This is a genomic window from Mycolicibacterium novocastrense, assembly GCF_001499835.1.
GTDB classification, from domain to species: Bacteria; Actinomycetota; Actinomycetes; order Mycobacteriales; family Mycobacteriaceae; genus Mycobacterium; species Mycobacterium novocastrense.
Map to the genome: position 1 here is coordinate 16462 of NZ_LQIH01000056.1, position 20218 is coordinate 36679.

General features: G+C 68.4%; 14 protein-coding genes and 1 tRNA gene. 8 read left to right on the top strand and 7 right to left on the bottom strand.

Annotation, left to right across the window (positions count from 1 at the left end; all coding sequences use genetic code 11):
• Nucleotides 1–8: 8 nt before the first annotated feature.
• Nucleotides 9–596 (bottom strand): hypothetical protein, encoded by a 588-nt coding sequence (locus tag AU072_RS23335; RefSeq protein ID WP_235629947.1) that lies wholly within the window; start codon nt 594–596, stop codon nt 9–11.
• Nucleotides 597–878: 282 nt separating this feature from the next.
• Between AU072_RS23335 and AU072_RS23340 the strand changes: the two genes are divergently transcribed.
• Nucleotides 879–2030 (top strand): serine hydrolase domain-containing protein, encoded by a 1152-nt coding sequence (locus AU072_RS23340; RefSeq protein WP_064415956.1) that lies wholly within the window; start codon nt 879–881, stop codon nt 2028–2030.
• Here AU072_RS23340 and AU072_RS23345 read toward each other — a convergent pair.
• Nucleotides 2012–2404: a hypothetical protein gene (locus AU072_RS23345; protein ID WP_064415957.1), complete on the bottom strand. Its 393-nt coding sequence runs from the start codon at nt 2402–2404 to the stop codon at nt 2012–2014. The two genes, AU072_RS23340 and AU072_RS23345, sit on opposite strands and share 19 nt — an antisense overlap.
• A 45-nt stretch (nt 2405–2449) precedes the next feature.
• Entirely contained in the window at nt 2450–3457 is a 1008-nt protein-coding gene (locus AU072_RS23350; protein WP_064415958.1) for a TerC family protein, read from the bottom strand.
• Nucleotides 3458–3747: 290 nt separating this feature from the next.
• Between AU072_RS23350 and AU072_RS23355 the strand changes: the two genes are divergently transcribed.
• The 6 genes from AU072_RS23355 to AU072_RS23380 all read left to right on the top strand — a co-directional run bounded on the left by AU072_RS23355 (nt 3748) and on the right by AU072_RS23380 (nt 13485).
• The gene (locus AU072_RS23355; RefSeq protein WP_064415959.1) at nt 3748–7653 is read left to right on the top strand and encodes a Pls/PosA family non-ribosomal peptide synthetase; all 3906 of its coding nucleotides are present in this window, start codon (nt 3748–3750) and stop codon (nt 7651–7653) included.
• Nucleotides 7650–8981, top strand: coding sequence for a M1 family metallopeptidase (locus tag AU072_RS23360; RefSeq protein WP_064416122.1), 1332 nt, complete (start codon nt 7650–7652; stop codon nt 8979–8981). Before AU072_RS23355 ends, AU072_RS23360 begins: the two co-directional genes overlap by 4 nt.
• A complete protein-coding gene (locus AU072_RS23365; RefSeq protein WP_064415960.1) occupies nt 8978–10273 on the top strand; it encodes a polysaccharide biosynthesis protein in 1296 nt (431 codons plus the stop codon). Before AU072_RS23360 ends, AU072_RS23365 begins: the two co-directional genes overlap by 4 nt.
• A gap of 64 nt (nt 10274–10337) precedes the next feature.
• Nucleotides 10338–11315, top strand: a complete 978-nt coding sequence (galE, locus tag AU072_RS23370; RefSeq protein ID WP_064416123.1) for a UDP-glucose 4-epimerase GalE — start codon at nt 10338–10340, stop codon at nt 11313–11315.
• The gene (locus AU072_RS23375; RefSeq protein ID WP_082680986.1) at nt 11299–13089 is read left to right on the top strand and encodes a hypothetical protein; all 1791 of its coding nucleotides are present in this window, start codon (nt 11299–11301) and stop codon (nt 13087–13089) included. Before galE ends, AU072_RS23375 begins: the two co-directional genes overlap by 17 nt.
• A 24-nt stretch (nt 13090–13113) precedes the next feature.
• Nucleotides 13114–13485: a carboxymuconolactone decarboxylase family protein gene (locus tag AU072_RS23380; protein WP_064415961.1), complete on the top strand. Its 372-nt coding sequence runs from the start codon at nt 13114–13116 to the stop codon at nt 13483–13485.
• Nucleotides 13486–13497: 12 nt separating this feature from the next.
• Here the strand turns inward: AU072_RS23380 and AU072_RS23385 are convergent.
• Together AU072_RS23385 and AU072_RS23390 are read right to left on the bottom strand one after the other, a co-directional pair.
• Nucleotides 13498–13573 (bottom strand) — tRNA-Thr (locus AU072_RS23385).
• Between the two features lie 84 nt (nt 13574–13657).
• On the bottom strand, nt 13658–14866 hold the full coding sequence (locus AU072_RS23390) for a DNA polymerase III subunit delta' (protein WP_064415962.1): 1209 nt from the start codon (nt 14864–14866) through the stop codon (nt 13658–13660).
• 88 nt (nt 14867–14954) lie between these two features.
• On the opposite strand from AU072_RS23390, the gene AU072_RS23395 reads away from it, so the two are divergent.
• A complete protein-coding gene (locus AU072_RS23395; RefSeq protein ID WP_064416125.1) occupies nt 14955–16559 on the top strand; it encodes an adenylate/guanylate cyclase domain-containing protein in 1605 nt (534 codons plus the stop codon).
• A 20-nt stretch (nt 16560–16579) separates the two neighbouring features.
• Here the strand turns inward: AU072_RS23395 and topA are convergent, their stop codons facing one another.
• Together topA and AU072_RS23405 are read right to left on the bottom strand one after the other, a co-directional pair.
• Entirely contained in the window at nt 16580–19387 is a 2808-nt protein-coding gene (topA, locus tag AU072_RS23400) for a type I DNA topoisomerase (RefSeq protein ID WP_064415963.1), read from the bottom strand.
• A 135-nt stretch (nt 19388–19522) separates the two neighbouring features.
• Nucleotides 19523–20113: a hypothetical protein gene (locus AU072_RS23405; protein ID WP_064415964.1), complete on the bottom strand. Its 591-nt coding sequence runs from the start codon at nt 20111–20113 to the stop codon at nt 19523–19525.
• Between the last annotated feature and the right edge of the window lie 105 nt (nt 20114–20218).

A 20218-nucleotide genomic window follows, 5' to 3' on the forward strand; every position in this document is an offset into this window, starting at 1 on the left:
CCGTCGCGCTATGCACCCTGCCAGTTCGTGATCGCCGCGGCCTGCTTCTGACCCAGCTCGGTCACCAGGTCGGCCGGTGCGGGATCGTTTGCAGGGCCCTCGAATTCGATCGTCGTCGCGGTGTTGCCCTCGGTGAAGGTCAACACGGCCACGGACTCGGTGCCGTCGAGCGAAGTACCGGTGACCATCGTTCCGCCGGTTCCCACGTCGACGGGTTGTGAGTGCTGGTTGGCGACGTCGGCGGCCGCGCCGTTCAGCGCAGCCGTAGCGGCCCCGGGATCGGCAAGCACCAGGATGGTGGTCGTGATCTGGCGTGTGCCGCCCTCGCGGTGGGTGTACTCGGCCCTCACCCCGGGCTGCCCGTCGGGATCGATGGCGAGCGGCGCCGCCGCGTAGGCCAACGAGTCGGTGATCGTGTTCGGATCGACCGGTAGCCTGCTGTAGTCGTTGGATTGGGCTGTGGCCGAACCGATCCCGAGCGCTGCGGCGAACATCGTCACCGCGATCGCACAGGACACCTTGAACGTCGTCGACATCAGCATGGGTAGCACCCCCATCCCCGCCAGCCATCGCGCCAGAACCAACCGGGACCGCATCCCATGTTCCCGGTCGTGCCCTGGCAGTCCAACGCCTGAACCCTCGGTTCGAGGGGCACCGCCGGGACAGGGGCGATCGGGTCGGGGGTCACCTGGGCGGCACCGGCGGACTGTGCCGTCACAAGCGGACCCAGGATCAACGTGCCTACGGCGACCGCCGTCGCGAACCTGTGCATCGCATACCTCCTGATTCGGCAATTCTGTCGGTCACGGTACCGGGACGAACGCTCGGATCAGCGTGGTTTTCTCCATAAATCCGCTGGGCAGAGGCATGATGAGCCCATGCGCGACAGCGTCCACGGCCACTGCGACAGTCGATTCGACAAGCTCGCCGACGCACTAGCCGACGAGATCGCCAAGGGTGAGGAGTTGGGTGCCTCCATCGCCGTGGACATCGACGGCCAGTGCGTCGTCGACATCTGGGGCGGCCATGCCGACCGCGCCAAGACGACGCCATGGCACCAAGACACCATCGTGAACTTCTGGTCCTGCACCAAGACCCTCACCGCGTTGGCGGCTCTGATCCTCGTCGACCGCGAACTGCTCGACCTCAAAGCCGCCGTCGCCGACTATTGGCCGGAGTTCGCGGCGAATGGCAAGCACGACATCGAGATTCGGCATCTGCTTGCCCACACATCCGGAGTGTCCGGCTGGGAGGCGCCGTTCGACCTCGAGGTCATGTACGACTGGGAGCGTTCGACCGGCTACCTGGCGGGCCAGGCGCCGTGGTGGCCCCCCGGCACGGCGTCGGGGTACCACGCGCTCAACTACGGCCACCTCATCGGCGAGGTGATCCGCCGCGTCGCCGGCAAGTCGCTCAAGGAGTTCGTCCGTGACGAGATCGCCGCTCCCCTGGACGCCGACGTCCAGATCGGTGCGCGGCCCGAGGACGACGATCGCATAGCCGAACTCATCGCACCCCCGCCACTGGCCCTGCCTTACGACCTACTGCCACAAGACCATCCGATGATCAAGACGTTCGGCACCATCCGGCCCGACCAGGACGTCGCCTCGATCGCCGAGACGATCGCGTGGCGGCGCGCCGACATCGGTGGCGCGAACGGCCACGGCAACGCCCGCGGGCTGGCCCGTGCCCTGTCGCCGATTGCGCTGGGCGGCAAGGCCAACGGCGTGCAACTCCTCAGTCCGGCAACCATCGATCTGATCTTCGACGAACAGTCCCACGGCCTCGACCAGGTGCTCATGATCCCGCTGCGCTTCGGCGTCGGATTCGGGCTGCCGTGTCCCGAAAGCGTTCCCGCCATCCCGGAGGGCAGGATCTGCTGGTGGGGCGGCTGGGGCGGTTCGGCGATCGCGATGGATCTGGAGCGCCGCACGACGTTCGCCTACGTGATGAACCGGATGGGGCCGGGAACCACGGGAACCGAACGCACCAACCGATACGCCCAGCTGATCTACGAGGCCTTGGCCTGACTGCGCAATTCGAGGCTTCGCAGCACCGCGCGCCCCAACGCGTGCACATCCTCGCGCGGCGACACGGGCACGAGCGTGACGCCGTCGGCCACCTCGGCCGATGAGATGTCGGCGATCAGGCCGGCGAGACCGTCGACGGTGCCGGCGTAGCGCACGCCGTCGCCCGGTTCCAGCGCGTCGCGTACGGACCGGAAGTCGGCCGCGACAGCCACCGCGACGTCCAGGATGACCGCGACCTCACGATCGGAGCGCACCCGCGCGCGAACCCGCCGCGCATGCTGCAGGTCCTTGGCCGCGACGCGCACGGGCGGTGGGCCGCCGTCGGTCAGTTCATCCCAGCCACCGCCGGGGGCATCGGTCACGAAGAGGCGCACCCGGCAAGGCTAGGAGATGGCTCGCGGGGTGATCGAGCGTTGCGCTCAACGCGAATCCAACGATTTCGAGTTCTCGCCGGCCGCGTTCTTCACGTCGTGCACCCGAGTCTTGTACAGGCTGGCCGCGGTGGTGATGAGCAGCGTCACGATGATCACGCCCAACGACAACAGGGTCGGGATCTCGGGCACCGGCACGTGCTCACCGCCGTTGATGAACGGCAACTCGTTCTCGTGCAACGCGTGCAGCAGCAGCTTGACGCCGATGAAGCCCAGGATGAACGCCAGGCCCTGCGACAGGTACACCAGCCGTTTGAGCAGATCACCCAGCAGGAAGTAGAGCTGACGCAAGCCCATCAACGCGAACACGTTGGCGGTGAACACCAGATACGGCTCCTGGGTGAGTCCGTAGATGGCGGGAATCGAATCCAGCGCGAAGATCAGGTCCGTGGTGCCGAGCGCGACGATGACGAGGAACATCGGCGTCATCAACCGCTTGCCGTTTTCCTTCACCCACAGTTTCAGGCCGTCCCACGTGTCGGTCATGCTCAGGTGGTTGCGGGCGAATCTGACCACGATGTTGTCGCCGTCGTCCTCGTGGTCGGTGTCGCGGGCGAGGTTGATCGCCGTGTAGATGAGGAACGCGGCGAAGATGTAGAACACCCACGAGAACTGGTTGATGGCCACGGCGCCGAGCGCGATGAAGATGCCGCGGAAGATCAGCGCCAGGATGATGCCGACGAGAAGCGCCTGCTGCTGGTACTTCCTGGGCACGTTGAAGCTGGCCATGATGATCAGGAAGACGAACAGGTTGTCCACCGACAGGCTGTACTCGGTCAGCCAGCCCGCGAAGAACTCGACGCCGTACTGGCTGCCGTGGAAGAACCAGGTCCAGATCCCGAATGCGATGGCCAGGCTCACGTAGATGGTCAGCGCGGTCCCGGTCTCCCGCTTCGACGGTTCGTGCGGCCGCCGGCCGATCACGACGACGTCGAACAGCAGGATGGCGATCGTCACGCTGAGCGTGATGACCCATTCGAGGGTGGAAACGTTCACTGAACCTCCGGTCGTCAAAACGCCGGAGGTCTCTTCCACCGCCACGATTGCTCGTGTCGGCCCGCAGCACCGGTCGTCCGATGACGGCCGACGTGATGACGACACCGCGGCGAAGGAATACTCCCCTCCGCAGGCGATTCTGCCAGGTACTGGCGAATGACCGGAAGCGGGGGAATTCAAACCTCCCGCCGCGGCCTTTTCGAAGCTCGGCGCGCGGTGTTCAAAATCGTGATCGCGACGCCGCGTGCGGCTCGGGCGGCACCGGGGTTCGGCTGAGTAGCTTTGTAGCCGTGACTGGGGAGTTGCGGCAGGAGATCCCACCTGAATATCTGTTGTCCCCGCTCGCGCCGGAGCCGCGCACGCTCATCGACATCCTCTACGAGACCGCCGGGCGCTACCCGGAGGCGCCCGCGATCGATGACGGCGACGTCCAGCTGACGTATGCCGAACTGATCACCGACATCGAGGACAGCGTGCAGTGGCTGGCCGCGCGTGGCATCGGCCGCGGCGACCGGATCGGCATCCGGATGCCGTCGGGGAGCTACGCGCTCTACGTCGCGATCCTCGCCGTTTTGGCCACCGGCGCCGCCTATGTTCCCGTGGACGCCGACGATCCCGAGGAGCGGGCCGAGCTGGTGTTCGCCGAAGCCAACGTCGTGGCGGTCATCACCGGAGCCGGGCTGTCGCGCGGGCCGGGGTCCTCCCGGGGGTGGCGGGCCGCGGCGCCGCTGGGCCGCGACGACGCGTGGATCATCTTCACGTCCGGCTCCACCGGCACACCCAAGGGCGTCGCGGTCACCCACCGCAGCGCGGCCGCGTTCGTCGACGCGGAGGCACAGTTGTTCCTGCAGGACAACCCGATCGGGCCCGGTGACCGGGTGCTGGCAGGGCTGTCGGTGGCGTTCGACGCGTCGTGTGAAGAGATGTGGCTGGCCTGGCGCCACGGCGCCTGCCTGGTACCTGCTCCGCGGTCGATGGTGCGCAGCGGTATGGACCTGGGGCCGTGGCTGGTGGCACGCGACATCACGGTGGTCTCGACCGTGCCGACGCTGGCCGCGTTGTGGCCCGCCGAGGCGCTCGAGGCGGTGCGGCTGCTGATCTTCGGGGGCGAGGCGTGCCCACCGGAGTTGGCCGACCGGCTCGCGGTCGACGGCCGGGAGGTGTGGAACACCTACGGGCCCACCGAGGCGACGGTGGTGGCGTGCGCCGCCCGGTTGTCCGGAGGTGACCCGGTGAGCATCGGGCTGCCGCTGGCCGGGTGGGACCTGGCCGTCGTCGACGCCGAGGGCGAACCGGTGCCGTACGGCGCGGTGGGCGAGCTGGTGATCGGCGGCGTGGGACTGGCCCGCTACCTCGACCCCGACAAGGATTCCGAGAAGTACGCGGCGATGCCGACGCTCGGCTGGAAGCGCGCCTACCGCAGCGGGGATCTGGTGCGGCTGGAGCCCGACGGACTCTACTTCGTGGGCCGCGCCGACGATCAGGTCAAGGTCGGCGGGCGGCGCATCGAACTCGGCGAGGTCGACACCGCGCTGGTCAATCTTCCCGGGGTGAGCGGCGGCGCGGCCGCGGTCCGCCGCACCGCCGGGGGTACGCCCCTTCTGGTCGGCTACATCGCGAGTGCTGACCCGACGTTCGATCTGGCCAAGGCGCGGGTGTCGCTGGCCGAGACGTTGCCCGCGGCGCTGGTGCCGCGGCTGGTCCTGGTCGACGAGCTCCCGACCCGCACCTCCGGCAAGGTCGACCGCGACGCGCTGCCGTGGCCGGTGGACGTCGGTGACGGCGACGGAGCCGGGCTCTCCGGGACGATGGGCTGGCTCGCCGGTCTGTGGCGCGATGTGCTGGCCGCGCCGGTGGACGGGCCCGAAGCCGACTTCTTCGCACTCGGCGGGGGCTCGTTGTCGGCGGCGCAACTGGTCGCCGCCCTGCGGCGGCGCCACCCGCAGGTGACCGTCGCCGACCTGTACGACCACCCACGGCTCGGGTCGCTCGCGGGTTTCCTCGACGAGCTCGATCCGCCGCCGCAGGTACGTCGGCGCACGGTGAGGCCGACGTCGCGCCTGGCGCAGGCCACGCAGGTGGCGTTGTCGCTGCCGCTGGCCACGTTGACCGGGCTGCAGTGGGTGGTCTGGCTGGCGTTGGCCAACAACGTGCTGGCCGGGTTCGTCCCGTGGACCGCACCGCTGAACTGGTGGTGGGTCGGCGTGGGCTTCGTCCTGTTCGTCACCCCGCTGGGCCGGATGGGTATCGCGGCGCTGTGCGCCCGGCTTCTCCTGGACGGGTTGGAGCCGGGCACCTACCGGCGAGGCGGGCCGGAGCACCTGAGGGTGTGGCTCGCAGAACGTCTCGCCGAGGCAGGTGGCGCCGAAAACCTCGCGGGCGCACCGTGGTTGGTGTACTACGCCCGCGCACTGGGCAACAAGGTCGGCAAGGGCGTGGATCTGCACTCGACCCCACCGGTGACCGGCATGCTCAAGCTCGGCCACCGCAGCTCGGTCGAACCCGAGGTCGACCTGTCCGGCCACTGGGTCGACGGCGACCTCTTCCACGTCGGGCCGATCACCGTCGGCAACGACGCCACAATCGGCGCCCGGACCACCCTGCTGCCCGGCGCCGTCGTCGGCAAGAACGCCGATGTGGCACCCGGTTCCGGTGTCGTCGGCAAGGTGAAGAACGGTCAGTTCTGGAAGGGCTCGCCCGCGGTGAAGTCCGGCAAGGCCCGTCACCCCTGGCCCGAGCACCGCCCGCCCCGGGCGCCGCTGTGGGTAGCGGTCTACGGCGTCACCTCGATCGTCCTGGCAGGGTTGCCGTTGCTCGCGATCGCGGCCGGGCTCGCCGTGGTCGGTTACGTTGTGCGCCATACGGATTCGGTGACGGCCGTAGTCGCGCCCGCGGCGTTGTGGACTCCGGCGGCGACATTGGTCGCCGCGCTGATGTACGCGGCGCTGACGGTGGTCGGGGTGCGCCTGCTCTCGCTGGGGTTACGCGAGGGGTATCACCCGGTGCGCAGCCGTACAGGATGGCAGATCTGGGCCACCGAACGGCTGATGGACGCCGCGCGCACCTATCTGTTCCCGGTGTATGCGAGCCTGCTCACACCGGTGTGGCTGCGAGCGCTGGGCGCCAAAGTCGGTCGCGGAACCGAGATCTCGACAGCACTGTTCACACCCAAGTTCACCGTCGTCGAGGACGGTGCCTTCCTGGCCGACGACACGATGGTGGCGTCCTACGAATTGGGCGGCGGCTGGATCCATGTCGCGAAGGCGACGATCGGCAAGAGGGCGTTCCTCGGCAACTCCGGTATCACCCAGCCGGGCCGCAAGGTTCCCGACGACGGCCTGGTGGCGGTGCTGTCGGCGGCGCCGCACAAGGCCAAGGCCGGTTCGTCGTGGCTGGGCAGCCCGCCGGTCCGGTTGCGCCGCAAGCCGACCGCCGCGGACGCGCTGCGCACCTTCCACCCGTCTGCGCGGTTGAAGCTGCTGCGCGCTCTGGTCGAGACGTGTCGGATCGTACCGCTGATCGTGACGTTCGGTATCGGGGTGGCGGTGCTGCTCACCCTGCAATGGTTGGCCGTGCAAGCCGGCTGGGGGTGGGCCGCGCTGAGCGCCGGAGCGGTGCTGTTGGTAGCCGGAGTCGTTGCCGGTGCAGCCGCTGTGATCGCGAAATGGCTTGTGGTCGGCCGTATCGAGCCCGGTGAGCATCCGCTCTGGTCACCGTTCGTCTGGCGCAACGAGGTCTACGACACCTTCGTCGAGACCGTCGCCGCCCCGTGGTTCGCCCGTGCGGCCGGCGGCACGCCGGTGATGAACCTGTGGTTGCGGGCGTTGGGCGCCGAGATCGGGCGCGGCGTCTGGTGCGAGACGTACTGGTTGCCCGAGGCCGACCTGGTGACCCTCGGCGAGGGTGCCACCGTCAACCGCGGGTGTGTGGTGCAGACGCATCTGTTCCACGACAGGATCATGCGGATGGACACCGTTGTGCTGGAGCGCGGTTCGACGTTGGGTGCGCACAGCGTCGCGCTGCCCGCGGCCCGCATCGGCGCGGGAGCGACCGTCGGCCCGGCCTCGCTGGTCATGCGCGGCGACGAGGTGCCCGCATCGACCCGGTGGCAGGGCAACCCGATCGCGCCGTGGCACGCGCCGCGCAAGAAGCGCGCAGGCACGTCGGCACCCTCGACCAGAGAAACCGCCGCGTGACGAGAAGCAAGAAGAAGTCGACACCGGTCATCGACCCGTATCTGCCGTCGAGCGGCAACTTCGGTTACCGGGTGTCGCGCTACGAACTCGACGTCGAGTACAAGGTCGCGATCAATCGGCTCACGGGGACGGCGACCATCACCGCGGTGACGCTGGCGACGCTACGCACCTTCACCCTCGACCTCGCCGACACGCTGTCGGTGACGAAGGTGTCCGTCAACGGCGCACGGCCACAACAGTTCCGCACGTCTGGAGGCAAGCTTCACATCGCGTTGCGCGATGCGCTGGCCCCCGGTGCGGCGATGACGATCGTCGTGCGCTACGGCGGCGCCCCCAAGCCGATCCGCACGCTGTGGGGCGATGTCGGTTTCGAGGAGCTCAGCGACGGCGCTCTGGTCGCGGGCCAGCCGAACGGTGCGCAGTCCTGGTTTCCCTGCGACGATCACCCGAGCGCGAAGGCGAGCTTCCGTCTGCAGATCACCGCCGAGAGCCCGTACCGGGTGATCGCGAACGGCGAGTTGGTGTCTCGGCGAGCGCGGGCCGGGATGACGACATGGACTTACGAGTTGCCCGAGCCGACCTCGACCTATCTGGTCACGCTACAGATCGGAATTTACGAACGTCATCGGCTGGCCAAGAACGGGGTGGCGATCCACGCGGTGCTTCCGGACCGGTTGCGGGAGAACTTCGAACACGACTTCGCTCATCAACCGCAGATGATGAAGCTGTTCGTCAGGTTGTTCGGCGACTATCCGCTCAGCGAGGGGTACACCGTCCTGGTCACCGACGATGATCTCGAGATACCGCTGGAGGCACAGGGCATTTCGATTTTCGGCGCCAACCACTGCGACGGCAAGGGCGGGTCCGAGCGGTTGATCGCGCACGAACTCGCGCACCAGTGGTTCGGTAACTCGGTGACCGCCAAGCGGTGGCGCCACATCTGGCTGCACGAGGGGTTCGCCTGCTACGCCGAGTGGCTGTGGTCGGAGAACTCCGGCGGCCGCAGCGCCGAACAGTGGGCGCGGCACTACTACCAGCGGCTCGCGAACTCGCCACGAGACCTCGTACTGGCCGACCCCGGCCCACGCGACATGTTCGACGACCGGGTGTACAAGCGCGGGGCGATGACGTTGCACGTGCTGCGCCGGCGCCTGGGGGACGACAACTTCTTTGCGCTGCTACGGGACTGGACCGCGCGCTACCGGCACGGCACCGTCGTGACCGACGATTTCACCGGCCTGGCATCGCATTACGCCGACGAGTCGCTGCGCCCGCTGTGGGACGCCTGGCTGTACTCCCCCCAGTTACCCGAGTTGGACGCGCCGTGACCGACGCGGGCGCCCCCTTCGATCCGGTCACCGCGAGCGCCGCAGCACCGGCCGGTCCTGCCGCGCGCAGCAGCGTCGGCCGGGTCGGTGTGGCCACCGCCGCGATCGCGGTGTGCGGTTACGCGGTGCTCTACCTGGCCGCCCGCGACCTCGAGCCCGCCGGGTTCTCGTTGTTCGCGGTGTTCTGGGGAGCGTTCGGCCTCGTGTCGGGGGCGACCGGCGGGCTGTTGCAGGAGGCCACCAGGGAGGTGCGGTCCGCGGCGCACCTCGGGGTGACGGTGCACCTCGAAGTACCGGAGGGCCCGCGTAGCCGTCCGATGTGGGTGGGCGCTCTCGTGGGGGTGGTCTCGGCCGCCGCGATCGCGCTCAGTTCTCCGCTGTGGTCCGAGCACGTGTTCGTGGAGTCCCGATGGCTTTCGGTGGCTCTGTTGGCCGCCGGGCTCGCCGGATTCTGCTTGCACTCAACGCTGCTCGGTATCTCGGCCGGACTGGACAGGTGGACGGCGTACGGCTCGCAGATGGTGACCGATGCAGGCCTGCGGCTGCTGGTGGCCACCGTGACGTTCCTCGTCGGCTGGGGCCTGGCCGGCTATCTGTGGGCCACGGTGGCCGGTGCGGTGGCGTGGCTGATCATGCTGATCGTCTCGCCCGCCACCCGGCGGTCCGCGGGTCTGTCCACCCCCGTGAGCACCGCGGAGTTCCTGCGGGGCGCATCGCATTCGATCACCGCGGCGGGTGCGTCCGCCGTCCTGGTCATGGGGTTTCCGGTACTGCTGCAGGCGACCTCCGACGATCTCGGCGCGGTGGGCGGCATCGTGATCCTGGCCGTCACGCTGACGCGGGCCCCACTACTGGTTCCGCTGACGGCGATGCAGGGCAACCTGGTGGCCCACTTCGTCGACCAGCGCACGCACCGGTTGCGTGCTCTCGTCGGCCCCGCGGTGATCGTCACCGGTGTGGGACTGCTCGGTGTGCTCGCGGCGTGGACGGCCGGACCGTGGCTGCTGCGCAGCGCATTCGGCGCCGAATACCGTGCCGACGGCGCACTGCTGGCCTGGTTGACGGCCGGTGCGATCGCGGTGTCACTGCTCACGCTCACCGGTGCCGCGGCGGTGGCTGCGGCGCTTCACCGCGCGTATTCGCTGGGCTGGGTTTCGGCGACCGTCGCGTCGACGTTGCTGCTGCTGTTACCGCTCGATTTGGAGACGCGCACCGTGGTCGCGTTGGTGTGCGGTCCGGTGGTGGGTATCGCCGTGCACCTGTTGGCGCTGTCGCGCAAGCATGCGACGTGACACCGGTTCGGAGCCCGGCCCGCCGATCCGTATGCTGGCCCCGTTCTACGGTGAGGAAAAGCGAATGACTTGGCTGGTGACCGGCGGCGCGGGATACATCGGGTCACATGTGGTGCGCGCACTGTCGGACGCCGACATGCCGGTGGTGGTGATCGACGACCTCTCGACCGGTCTCGAGCGGTTCGTCCCGCCGACGGTTCCGTTGGTGCGCGGCACCCTGCTCGACGGTGAACTCGTCTCCCGCACGCTCGAGGAACATCGCGTAAGCGGCGTCATCCACATCGCAGGGTTCAAGTACGCCGGTGTCTCGGTGCAACGTCCGCTTCACACCTACGAGCAGAACGTCTCGGCGATGGTCACGCTGCTCAAGGCGATGGAGGCCGCAGGCGCCGACAAGATGGTGTTCTCCTCCAGCGCAGCCACGTACGGCACCCCCGACGTCGACACCGTCACGGAGCAGACGCCCACTTCGCCGGAATCCCCGTACGGTGTCAGTAAATTGGTGGGCGAGTGGATGATTCGCGATGCCGCACGCGCATCCGGGTTGCGGCATACCAGCCTGCGCTACTTCAATGTCGTCGGATCGGGTTCAGCGGACCTGTTCGACGTCAGCCCCCACAATCTCTTCCCGCTGGTCTTCGACACGCTGTGCCGCGACGAGACGCCGCGGATCAACGGCGCCGATTACCCCACTGCCGACGGCACCTGCGTGCGCGACTACGTCCACGTAACGGACCTCGCGCTGGCGCATGTCGCGGCCGCGCGACGGCTTCAAGCCGGTGACCCGATCGAGCCCGTCTACAACCTCGGCAGCGGTAGTGGCACCTCGGTGCGGGAGATCATGACGACGATCCGCGATGTGACCGGTTTCGATTTCGAGCCGGTTGTCGGTCCCCGCCGGCCCGGTGACCCCGCCCGCATCGTCGCATCGGGTGACTTGGCCGCGCGCGACCTCGACTGGCGGATGCGACATTCGCTGGAGGAGATGGTGCGTTCGGCGTGGATCGCTCGCCGGCAAGCAGGGGATGCCTATCCGCGGTAACTTCGCGCCGGGCAACTGGGTCGCGCGCACCGCCGCCATCCTGATCGTCGTGCAGTTGGCGATCCGGGCGGTGCTGGCATTCGGCGGCTACTTCTACTGGGACGACCTGATCCTGATCGGCCGCGCGGGTACCCAACCGCTGCTCTCGCCGGCATACCTGTTCGACGACCACGACGGCCACGTCATGCCGGCCGCGTTCCTCGTCGCCGGCGGCATCACGTTGTTGGCGCCGCTGAACTGGATCGGGCCGGCGATCAGCCTGGTCGTATTGCAGCTGCTGGTGTCGCTTGCGCTGCTGCGGACGCTACACATCATCCTAGGGTGGCGGCCAGTCCTGTTGCTGCCGTTGATATTCGCGTTGTCCACACCGCTGGCCGTGCCGGGCTTCGCCTGGTGGGCGGCGGCGCTGAACTCGTTGCCGATGCTGGCGGCGCTGGCGTGGGTCTGCGGCGACGCGATCCTTCTGGTGCGCACCGGTGACAGGCGCTACGCGGTGACGGCTCTGCTGGTCTACATCGGTGGTCTGCTGTTCTTCGAGAAGGCGGCCGTCATTCCGTTCGTCGCGTTCGCGGTGACCGCTCTGCTGTTCTATGTGACCGGTGCGGGGTCGGTGAAAGCGGTGTGGCGTAACGGAGTCCGTTTGTGGGTGCCGTCGCTGGCGGTCACGGTGGGATGGGTTGGCGTGTACCTGATCGTGGTCGATCAGAAGCGGTGGAGTCTCGACCTGGCGATGACGTGGGACCTGCTCACGAGGTCGGTGACGCACGGGATAGTGCCGGGGTTGGTGGGCGGTCCGTGGGACTGGCAACGGTGGGCGCCGGCGTCACCGTGGGCCACCCCGCCCATGACGGTGATGGTGCTGGGCTGGGTGGGCCTGGCCGCGGCGGTCGCGGTGACGGTGGTGCGCAAGCGGCGGATCGCCGCGGTGTGGTTGGTGGCAGCGGGGTATGCGATAGCCTGCCAGATCCCGATCTACCTCATGCGCTCATCACAGTTCACGGCCCTGGAGTTGGCGCAGACGCTGCGTTACCTGCCCGACCTCACCATCGTGCTGGCGCTGTTGGCTGCCGTCGGGCTGTGCGCCCCGAACCGCGAGGGGACGCGGTGGTTGGATGCGTCGCGGCCCCGAACAGTGGTGATCTGTTCGCTCACAGCGGCATTCGTGGCGAGCAGCGTGTACTCGACGGCCACGTTCCTGACGGTGTGGCGTGACAACCCGGCACAGGCCTATCTGCAGAACGCGTTGTCGGGCTTGGCCGACGCGAGCCGGAAATCGGATGCGCCGATGCTCGACCAGGAGGTCGACCCGATGGTTCTGCAACGGGTGGTCGGACCCGAGAACCGGGCCAGCCACATGTTCGCGCTGGTGCACGAGCGTCCCGAATTCTCCGTCGCCACACCCGAATTACGCATGCTCGACCACGCCGGTCGCGTGGTCGACGCGAAGGTCACCTGGGTGCGAACCATCGCGCCCGGCCCGCACCCGGACTGCGGATACCTGGTGCAGCCGGAAGCTCCGGCCCGGATGCCGTTGGACGGTCCGCTGCTGCCCGCGGACTGGACGGCGGAGATCAACTACCTGGCCAACAGCGACGGTTCGATGACGATGTCGCTGTCGGAGGGGCAGGAGGTCAAGGTGCCGGTGCGACCGGGCCTGAACCAGGTGTTCGTCCGGCTACCCGGTGCGGGCGACGCAATCAACGTCCGCGCGAACACGGCCGCGTTGTCGGTGTGCATCGCGTCGGGCCCCGTCGGATTCCTGGCACCGAAGTAGCGGTCGGCGTGCCAGGCTGTCGGGATGACAGACATCCGTGAACAAGGCCTCCAAGTCTTCCGCGAACTGCTTCCCGGTGTCCTTCCCGACGGGGACGTCGAACTGCCCACCGACTCCTTCGGCGGCGAAATGCTCGGCCTGGCCATGGACAACGTGTTCGGGCGGCTGTGGACCCGAGAGGGCCTGAGCCGTCGCGACCGCAGCCTGCTGACGCTCGGCATCCTGATCGCGCTGCGCGCCGAAGACGAGTTGCGCATTCACGTCCAGATCGCGCGCACCAACGGCCTCACCGACGACGAGATCGCCGAGGTCATCTACCACTGCACCGGTTACACCGGCTTCCCCGCCGCCAACTCGGCAATGAAAGTCGCCACGGAGGTGTTGCAGCCGACGTGAGCATCGGCGATATGGAGCCACCTAGGAGAATCGAACTCCTGACCTGCTCATTACGAGTGAGCCGCTCTGCCGACTGAGCTAAGGTGGCGTGCCCGCGATGAGCGCTTGCGCGAAGAGCAGACGACAGCGACAGGCGGGACGAGTCTACGGCAGGGCTCGCCGACGACCCAACTCAGTCGCGCAGCGCCCGTCCGACCGTCGCGACCATCGCGTCGACCGCGAACTTCGGCTTGACGTTGACGGTCAGCGCCTCGCGGCACTCCAGCACGGCTTCGATGCAGCGCAACAGCTTGTCCGGCGGCGCATGCGCGGCGAGCCTGGCGATCTCCTCGGCCATATCGGGGTGGTTGTGCGCAACGTCGCCCGCGTCGGACGCCACCAGGAGCGCGTCGCGGAAGTACGTCGCCAGATCGATCAACGCGCGGTCCAAAGAATCACGCGACGCGCGGGTCTTGCGCGACTTCTGCCGTCGCTCAAGGGCACTCAAGGCGCCTGCCGCTCCGCGCAGCGAACCGGCCGTCCCTTTTCCGGTGCCACCGGCACCGAGCGCGGTGCGCAGTTCCTCGGTCTCGGCCTCGCTGCGATCCACCGTCAGCGCCAGAGCCTCGTCTTCGGCCGTCTTCACCAACTCCTCGGCGGCGGCGTAGGCGCGTGACGGCGTCGCAGCGTCCCGCGCCAGACCCAACGCCCGCTTCCGACGCTCGCGTGCCGACTCGTCGGTGGCCAGCCGCCGGGCCCGCCCGACGTGGCCGCCGCTGACCGAAGCCGCCCACCGCGCATCGGCCTCTGGGAGCCCGTCGCTGTCCATCAGGACCTCCGCGATCGCATCAACGCTCGGGGTCACCAACGCCACGTGCCGGCAGCGCGAGCGCAGCGTGATGGCGATGTCCTCGGGATCCACCGAGGGCGCGCACAGCAGGAAAACCGTCGACGGCGGAGGCTCCTCGACCACCTTGAGCAGGGCGTTCGCTGCTCCCTCCGTCAGCCGGTCGGCATCCTCGATCAACACCACCTGCCAGCGCCCGGTGCCCGGCCGCCGCGAGGCGATCTGCACGATCGCGCGCATATCGTCGACGCCGATCGACAGCCCCTCGGGGATGATCCGCCGCACGTCGGCGTGGGTTCCGGCCATCGTCGTCGTGCAGGCCCGGCATTCACCGCACCCGGGCACACCGTCGGAGGTGCACTGCAACGCCGCGGCGAAGCACAGCGCCGCCACCGACCGGCCCGAGCCCGGAGGGCCCGTGATCAGCCACGCATGTGTCATGGATCCGATGACCGCACCGTTATGAGCCGCGTCACCACGTGCGGCGCGCGCCGCGGCGACCAACTCGGCCTCAACAGCGTGCTGGCCCACCAGACGCGAGAAAACACCGCCCATCGGAGATAACAGTAGTGCTGCGAACCGACACGTCCGTCTCACAGCACCCGTACCCGTCGCCGATGCCCGATACGGTTGACGCGTGGCCATGGCAGAACGACCGATCGGGCGAATCAGCGCATTCGTCCGATGGGCCGCGCGCACTCCGTGGCCGGTGTTCACGCTGGGCATGGTGCAGGCCGACATCATCGGCGCGCTGTTGGTCCTGAGCTTCCTGAGATTCGGCCTGCCGCCCGAGGACCGCATTCAACTGCAGGATCTGCCCGCCTTCAACCTGGCGGTCTTCCTCGGCTTCTTGTTCGTGTCGTTCACGATTGCGGCGTACTGGAGCCTGCGGCTGCTGATCCCGGTCATGCGCTGGCAGCGCCGCGACATGCTGTTGGGCGACCGGGACCCGGCCGACACCGAGGTGGCACGCACCCGCGCGCTGAAGATGCCGTTCTACCGGTCGGTGATCAACGTCGCGAACTGGATCCTGGGTTCGGTGGTGTTCATAGTCGCGAGCTGGCCGGTGGCCAGCAAGTCGGCGCCGGTGGTGGCCGTCGCCACGGGGTTGGGCGCCACCGCGACCGCGATCATCGGCTACCTGCAGTCCGAACGGGTGCTGCGGCCCGTCGCGGTCGCGGCCCTGCGCGGCGGCGTGCCGGAGAACTTCCGCGCGCCGGGGGTCATCGCGCGTCAGGTGATGACGTGGGTGCTGTCCACCGCGGTCCCGATCATCGCGATCGTGCTGGCCGTGGTCGCCAGCAAGTTCGAGATCCTCACCGCTCCCGCCGACCGGCTGACCACCCCGATCCTTATCCTGTCGATCTCCGCGCTGGTGGTGGGCCTGGCGGGCACCGTGCTGGTGGCGATGTCGATCGCCGACCCCCTGCGCCAGCTGCGCTGGGCGCTCGGCGAGGTGCAGCGGGGCAACTACAACGCCCACATGCAGATCTACGACGCCAGCGAGCTGGGCCTGCTGCAGGCCGGCTTCAACGACATGGTGCGCGACCTGGCCGAACGGCAGCGCCTGCGCGACCTGTTCGGCCGCTACGTCGGCGAGGACGTGGCCCGGCGCGCGCTGGAACGCGGCACCGAACTCGGCGGGCAGGAACGCGACGTCGCGGTGCTGTTCGTCGACCTGGTGGGCTCGACACAACTGGCCGCGACCATCCCGGCCGCCGAGGTCGTCAACCTGCTCAACGACTTCTTCCGTGTGGTGGTCGACACGGTCAATCGGCACGGCGGCTTCGTCAACAAGTTCCAGGGTGATGCGGCGCTGGCCATCTTCGGCGCACCGATCGAGCACCCCGACGCGTGTGGCGGTGCGCTGGCGGCCTCGCGGGAACTGCACGACGAGCTGATCGAGGTGCTGGGCCAGACGGAGTTCGGTATCGGGGTGTCGGCCGGCCGGGCGATCGCCGGGCACATCGGCGCCCAGGCCCGCTTCGAGTACACCGTGATCGGCGACCCGGTCAACGAAGCGGCACGACTGACCGAGCTGGCCAAGCTGGAGGAGGGCCACGTCCTGGCCTCGGCGATCGCGGTCAGCGGGGCTCTGGACGCCGAAGCGCTGTGCTGGGACGTCGGCGAGATCGTCGAACTGCGGGGCCGCGTCGCCCCGACGCAGTTGGCGCGGCCGCTGAACCTGCTGGCCTCACCCGAGCGGGCCGACAGCCAGCCTCAGGTGATGTCCGAAGAATCACGCTGAGCGGATCCGTCCGGCACGCCTCAGCTCTTCTTGGCGGCTTTCTTGGCGCCTGCCTTCTTCGCGGTCTTCTTCGCGCCGGCCTTCTTCGTCCGCTTCACCGGGCCGCGCGCACGGCGGTCGGCGAGCAGTTCGGCGGCGCGTTCGTCGGTGATCGACAGGACGTCGTCACCCTTGCGCAGGCTGGCGTTGGTCTCCCCGTCGGTGACATACGGGCCGAACCGGCCGTCCTTGATCACCATCGGCTTGCCGGTCGCCGGATCCTCGCCGAGTTCACGCAACGGCGGGGCCGCGGCCCGCTGACCGCCGCGGCGCTTGGGCTCGGCGTAGATCTTCAAGGCCTCCTCGAGCGTGATGTCGAACATCTGCTCCTCGGTGGCCAACGACCGAGAGTCCGTGCCGCGCTTGAGGTATGGGCCGTAGCGGCCGTTCTGCGCGGTGATCTCCTCACCGGTGTTCGGGTCGACGCCGACGACGCGCGGCAACGACAACAGCCGCAGCGCATCCTCCAGCGTCACCGTCTCCAGATCCATCGAGCGCAACAGCGAACCGGTGCGCGGCTTGGGGCCGGTCGGCTTCTTGCCCTTCTTCGCCGTCGACCCGGCCTCGCCGTCGTCGGGCGGTTCGGGCAGAACCTCGGTGACGTAGGGACCGTAACGACCGTCCTTGGCGACGATCTCGTGCCCGGTTTCGGGATCGACACCGAGGGAGCGGCCCTCTTGCGGTGTGGCGAAAAGCTTTTCGGCGAGCTCCAGGGTCAGCTCGTCGGGTGTGAGCTCGTCCTTCAGGTTGGCCCGCTGCGGTTTGAGCTCCCCGGGCTCACCGTCTTCGGCAGGAACCATCCGCTCCAGGTACGCACCGTTCTTGCCCACCCGCACATAGATCGGGCGGCCCTGATCGTCGTCGAAAAGCTTGATGGAGTTGATCTGTCGGGCGTCGATCTCCTCGAGGTTCACCCCGACGAGCTTCTTCAGCCCACCCGACCGGGCGATCGAGTCCTCGACCCCGTGATCGCCGCCGAAGTAGAAGTTGTTGAGCCAGTTGGTCCGTCGCTCGTTGCCTGCGGCGATCTCGTCGAGTTCGTCTTCCATCGCCGCGGTGAACCCGTAGTCGACCAGGCGGCCGAAGTGTTGTTCGAGCAGCCCGATCACGGCGAACGCCACCCATGAGGGGACCAGCGCGCTGCCCCGCTTCACGACGTAACCGCGGTCCTGGATGGTCTTGATGATCGACGAGTACGTCGACGGCCTGCCGATGCCGAGGTCCTCGAGGGCCTTGATCAACGAAGCCTCGGTGTAGCGGGCCGGCGGCGCCGTGTTGTGCCCGTCGGCGGTGAGTTCCTTGGCGTCGACGCGCTGGCCCTGCTGAAGATTCGGCAGCCGGCTCTCGGCGTCGTCGGCCTCACCGCCGGCCTGTTCGTCGATGCTCTCGACGTAGGCCTTCAGGAAGCCCGCGAAGGTGATCGTGCGGCCACTGGCGTTGAACACCACCTGCTCGCCCGAGCTCGCCGTCCCCGAGATCCGCAACGACAGCGTCGTGCCGCGCGCATCGGCCATCTGGGAGGCCACGGTGCGCTGCCAGATCAGCTCGTAGAGCCGGAACTCGTCGGTGTCGAGCTGGCTGTGCAGCTGTCCCGGGGTCGAAAAGACGTCGCCGGCGGGCCGGATGGCCTCGTGCGCCTCCTGGGCGTTCTTCACCTTGCGGGTGTACTGGCGCGGCGTCGGATGCAGATACTCCTCGCCGTAGAGCTGGCGGGCCTGGTTGCGGGCGGCATCAACGGCGCTGGCCGACAAAGTCGTCGAGTCGGTGCGCATATAGGTGATGTAGCCGTTCTCGTAGAGCCGCTGCGCGATGCTCATCGTGCGCTCCGACGAGAACCGCAGCTTGCGGCCCGCCTCCTGCTGCAGCGTCGACGTCATGAACGGCGCGTACGGCCTGCGGGTGTAGGGCTTCTGCTCGACCGAGCTGACCGCCAGCTGCGCTCCGCGCAGACCGCCCGCCAGCGCGGTCGCGGCGGCCTGGTCGAGAACCAGCACCTCGTCGGGCTTTTTGACCTGGCCCAGCGAGTCGAAGTCGCGGCCGGTGGCCACGCGGCGCCCGTCGACCGTGTTGAGCTTGGCGGTGAACGTCGGGGGTGACGCCTGCGGGTCGGAGACACTGGCGTCGAGTTCGGCGGTGACGTCCCAGTACCCCGCGCTGCGGAACGCCATCCGTTCGCGTTCGCGCTGGACGATGATGCGCGTCGCGACCGATTGCACCCGGCCCGCGGACAACTTCGGCGCGACCTTCTTCCACAGCACCGGGCTGACCTCGTAGCCGTACAGCCGGTCCAGGATGCGGCGGGTCTCCTGCGCGTCGACCAGATCGTTGTCCAGGTCGCGCGGGTCCTCGGCGGCGGCGCGGATCGCCGGTTCGGTGATCTCGTGGAACACCATCCGCTTGACGGGGATGCGCGGCTTGAGCGTCTCGAGCAGATGCCAGGCGATCGCCTCGCCCTCGCGGTCGCCGTCCGTCGCCAGGTACAGCTCGTCGACGTTCTTGAGCAGGTCTTTCAGTTCGGCGACCGTGCTCTTCTTCTCGGGGCTGATGATGTAGAGCGGCTCGAAGTTGTGGTCGACGTCCACCCCGAGGCGGGCCCACGGCTCGGATTTGTACTTCGCAGGCACGTCTGCGGCGTTGCGGGGCAGGTCGCGGATGTGCCCCCGGGACGACTCGACGATGTAGTTGGAGCCGAGGTAGCCCGCTATCTTGCGCGCCTTGGTAGGCGACTCGACTATGACGAGCCGCCGGACGCTTCCGTTACGGCCGCTGCCGCGGTCCCCATCTGCCACCTTTTACTTACGCTCCACTTCTTCGGTCGCCTACAGCGCAGAATTCCGCATCCGGCGGCGAATCAACCCTGTCGGCAACTGACAATTTCGCACCCCGCGCGAACCGACGCAAACTGACCCCCCTCGCTGCGGCCCTCAGACCCTCGGCCAATCCTGGAACGCCTCCACACTTCCCGGAGGTTCCCCCACGTTCTCTACCAGGCGCGATAGCCGGCGTCGGCCGCTGATCCGCAGAGCCGGCCGCGACCCGCGGGTACCGATCAACGTCGGGGCGATTCCCACCCGCATCATCGCCGACGCCAGCGGCGAATGCGTGTCCGGCGCGTGCGGGTCCAGCCCGAGCAGATAGCGGTCGGCTTCGGGTGTGCCCGCGGCCAGCGTCCAGGCCCGAAGCTCGCGCGGCCCGGGCAGCCAGTTCGGCGGGACGGTCTTCACAGCGCCCCGGGTCCAACCCGCCGCGATCTCGACCAGTCGGACGTCGACCGCCGTGCGTACCAGCGGGGTGTTCTCGTCGGTGCGGGCGATCTCCGGTTCCAGACCGGCCTCGACGATCATCTCGGCGAGCCCCTCGGCCCGCCACTGACGGTCGACGACGACCGACAGCCGCGCACCCTGCTCGGCGCCCGAACCCACCAGGACCACCTGGCCAGGTCCGGCGAGCAGCCCGGTGAGGTCGGCCACCGCGGGGGGCACCGACTCCGCCGAGAAGAACGACAGCTGGCTCACAAATCGACAGTAGGCCAGATATCGGCCTCAGCCGTGGCGGCCGTGCCGTAGCGCGCCGGAATAGCGAACACCCCGCGGCGGCCGGTTCTCGACGCTCGCGGGGTG

Bases quoted from the DNA above. Each gene is read 5' to 3' on its own strand.
- AU072_RS23335 (WP_235629947.1), bottom strand. From the start codon at position 596: ATGCGGTCCCGGTTGGTTCTGGCGCGATGGCTGGCGGGGATGGGGGTG.
- AU072_RS23340 (WP_064415956.1), top strand. From the start codon at position 879: ATGCGCGACAGCGTCCACGGCCACTGCGACAGTCGATTCGACAAGCTC.
- galE (WP_064416123.1), top strand. From the start codon at position 10,338: ATGACTTGGCTGGTGACCGGCGGCGCGGGATACATCGGGTCACATGTG.
- AU072_RS23375 (WP_082680986.1), top strand. From the start codon at position 11,299: ATGCCTATCCGCGGTAACTTCGCGCCGGGCAACTGGGTCGCGCGCACC.
- AU072_RS23380 (WP_064415961.1), top strand. From the start codon at position 13,114: ATGACAGACATCCGTGAACAAGGCCTCCAAGTCTTCCGCGAACTGCTT.
- AU072_RS23390 (WP_064415962.1), bottom strand. From the start codon at position 14,866: ATGGGCGGTGTTTTCTCGCGTCTGGTGGGCCAGCACGCTGTTGAGGCC.
- AU072_RS23395 (WP_064416125.1), top strand. From the start codon at position 14,955: ATGGCAGAACGACCGATCGGGCGAATCAGCGCATTCGTCCGATGGGCC.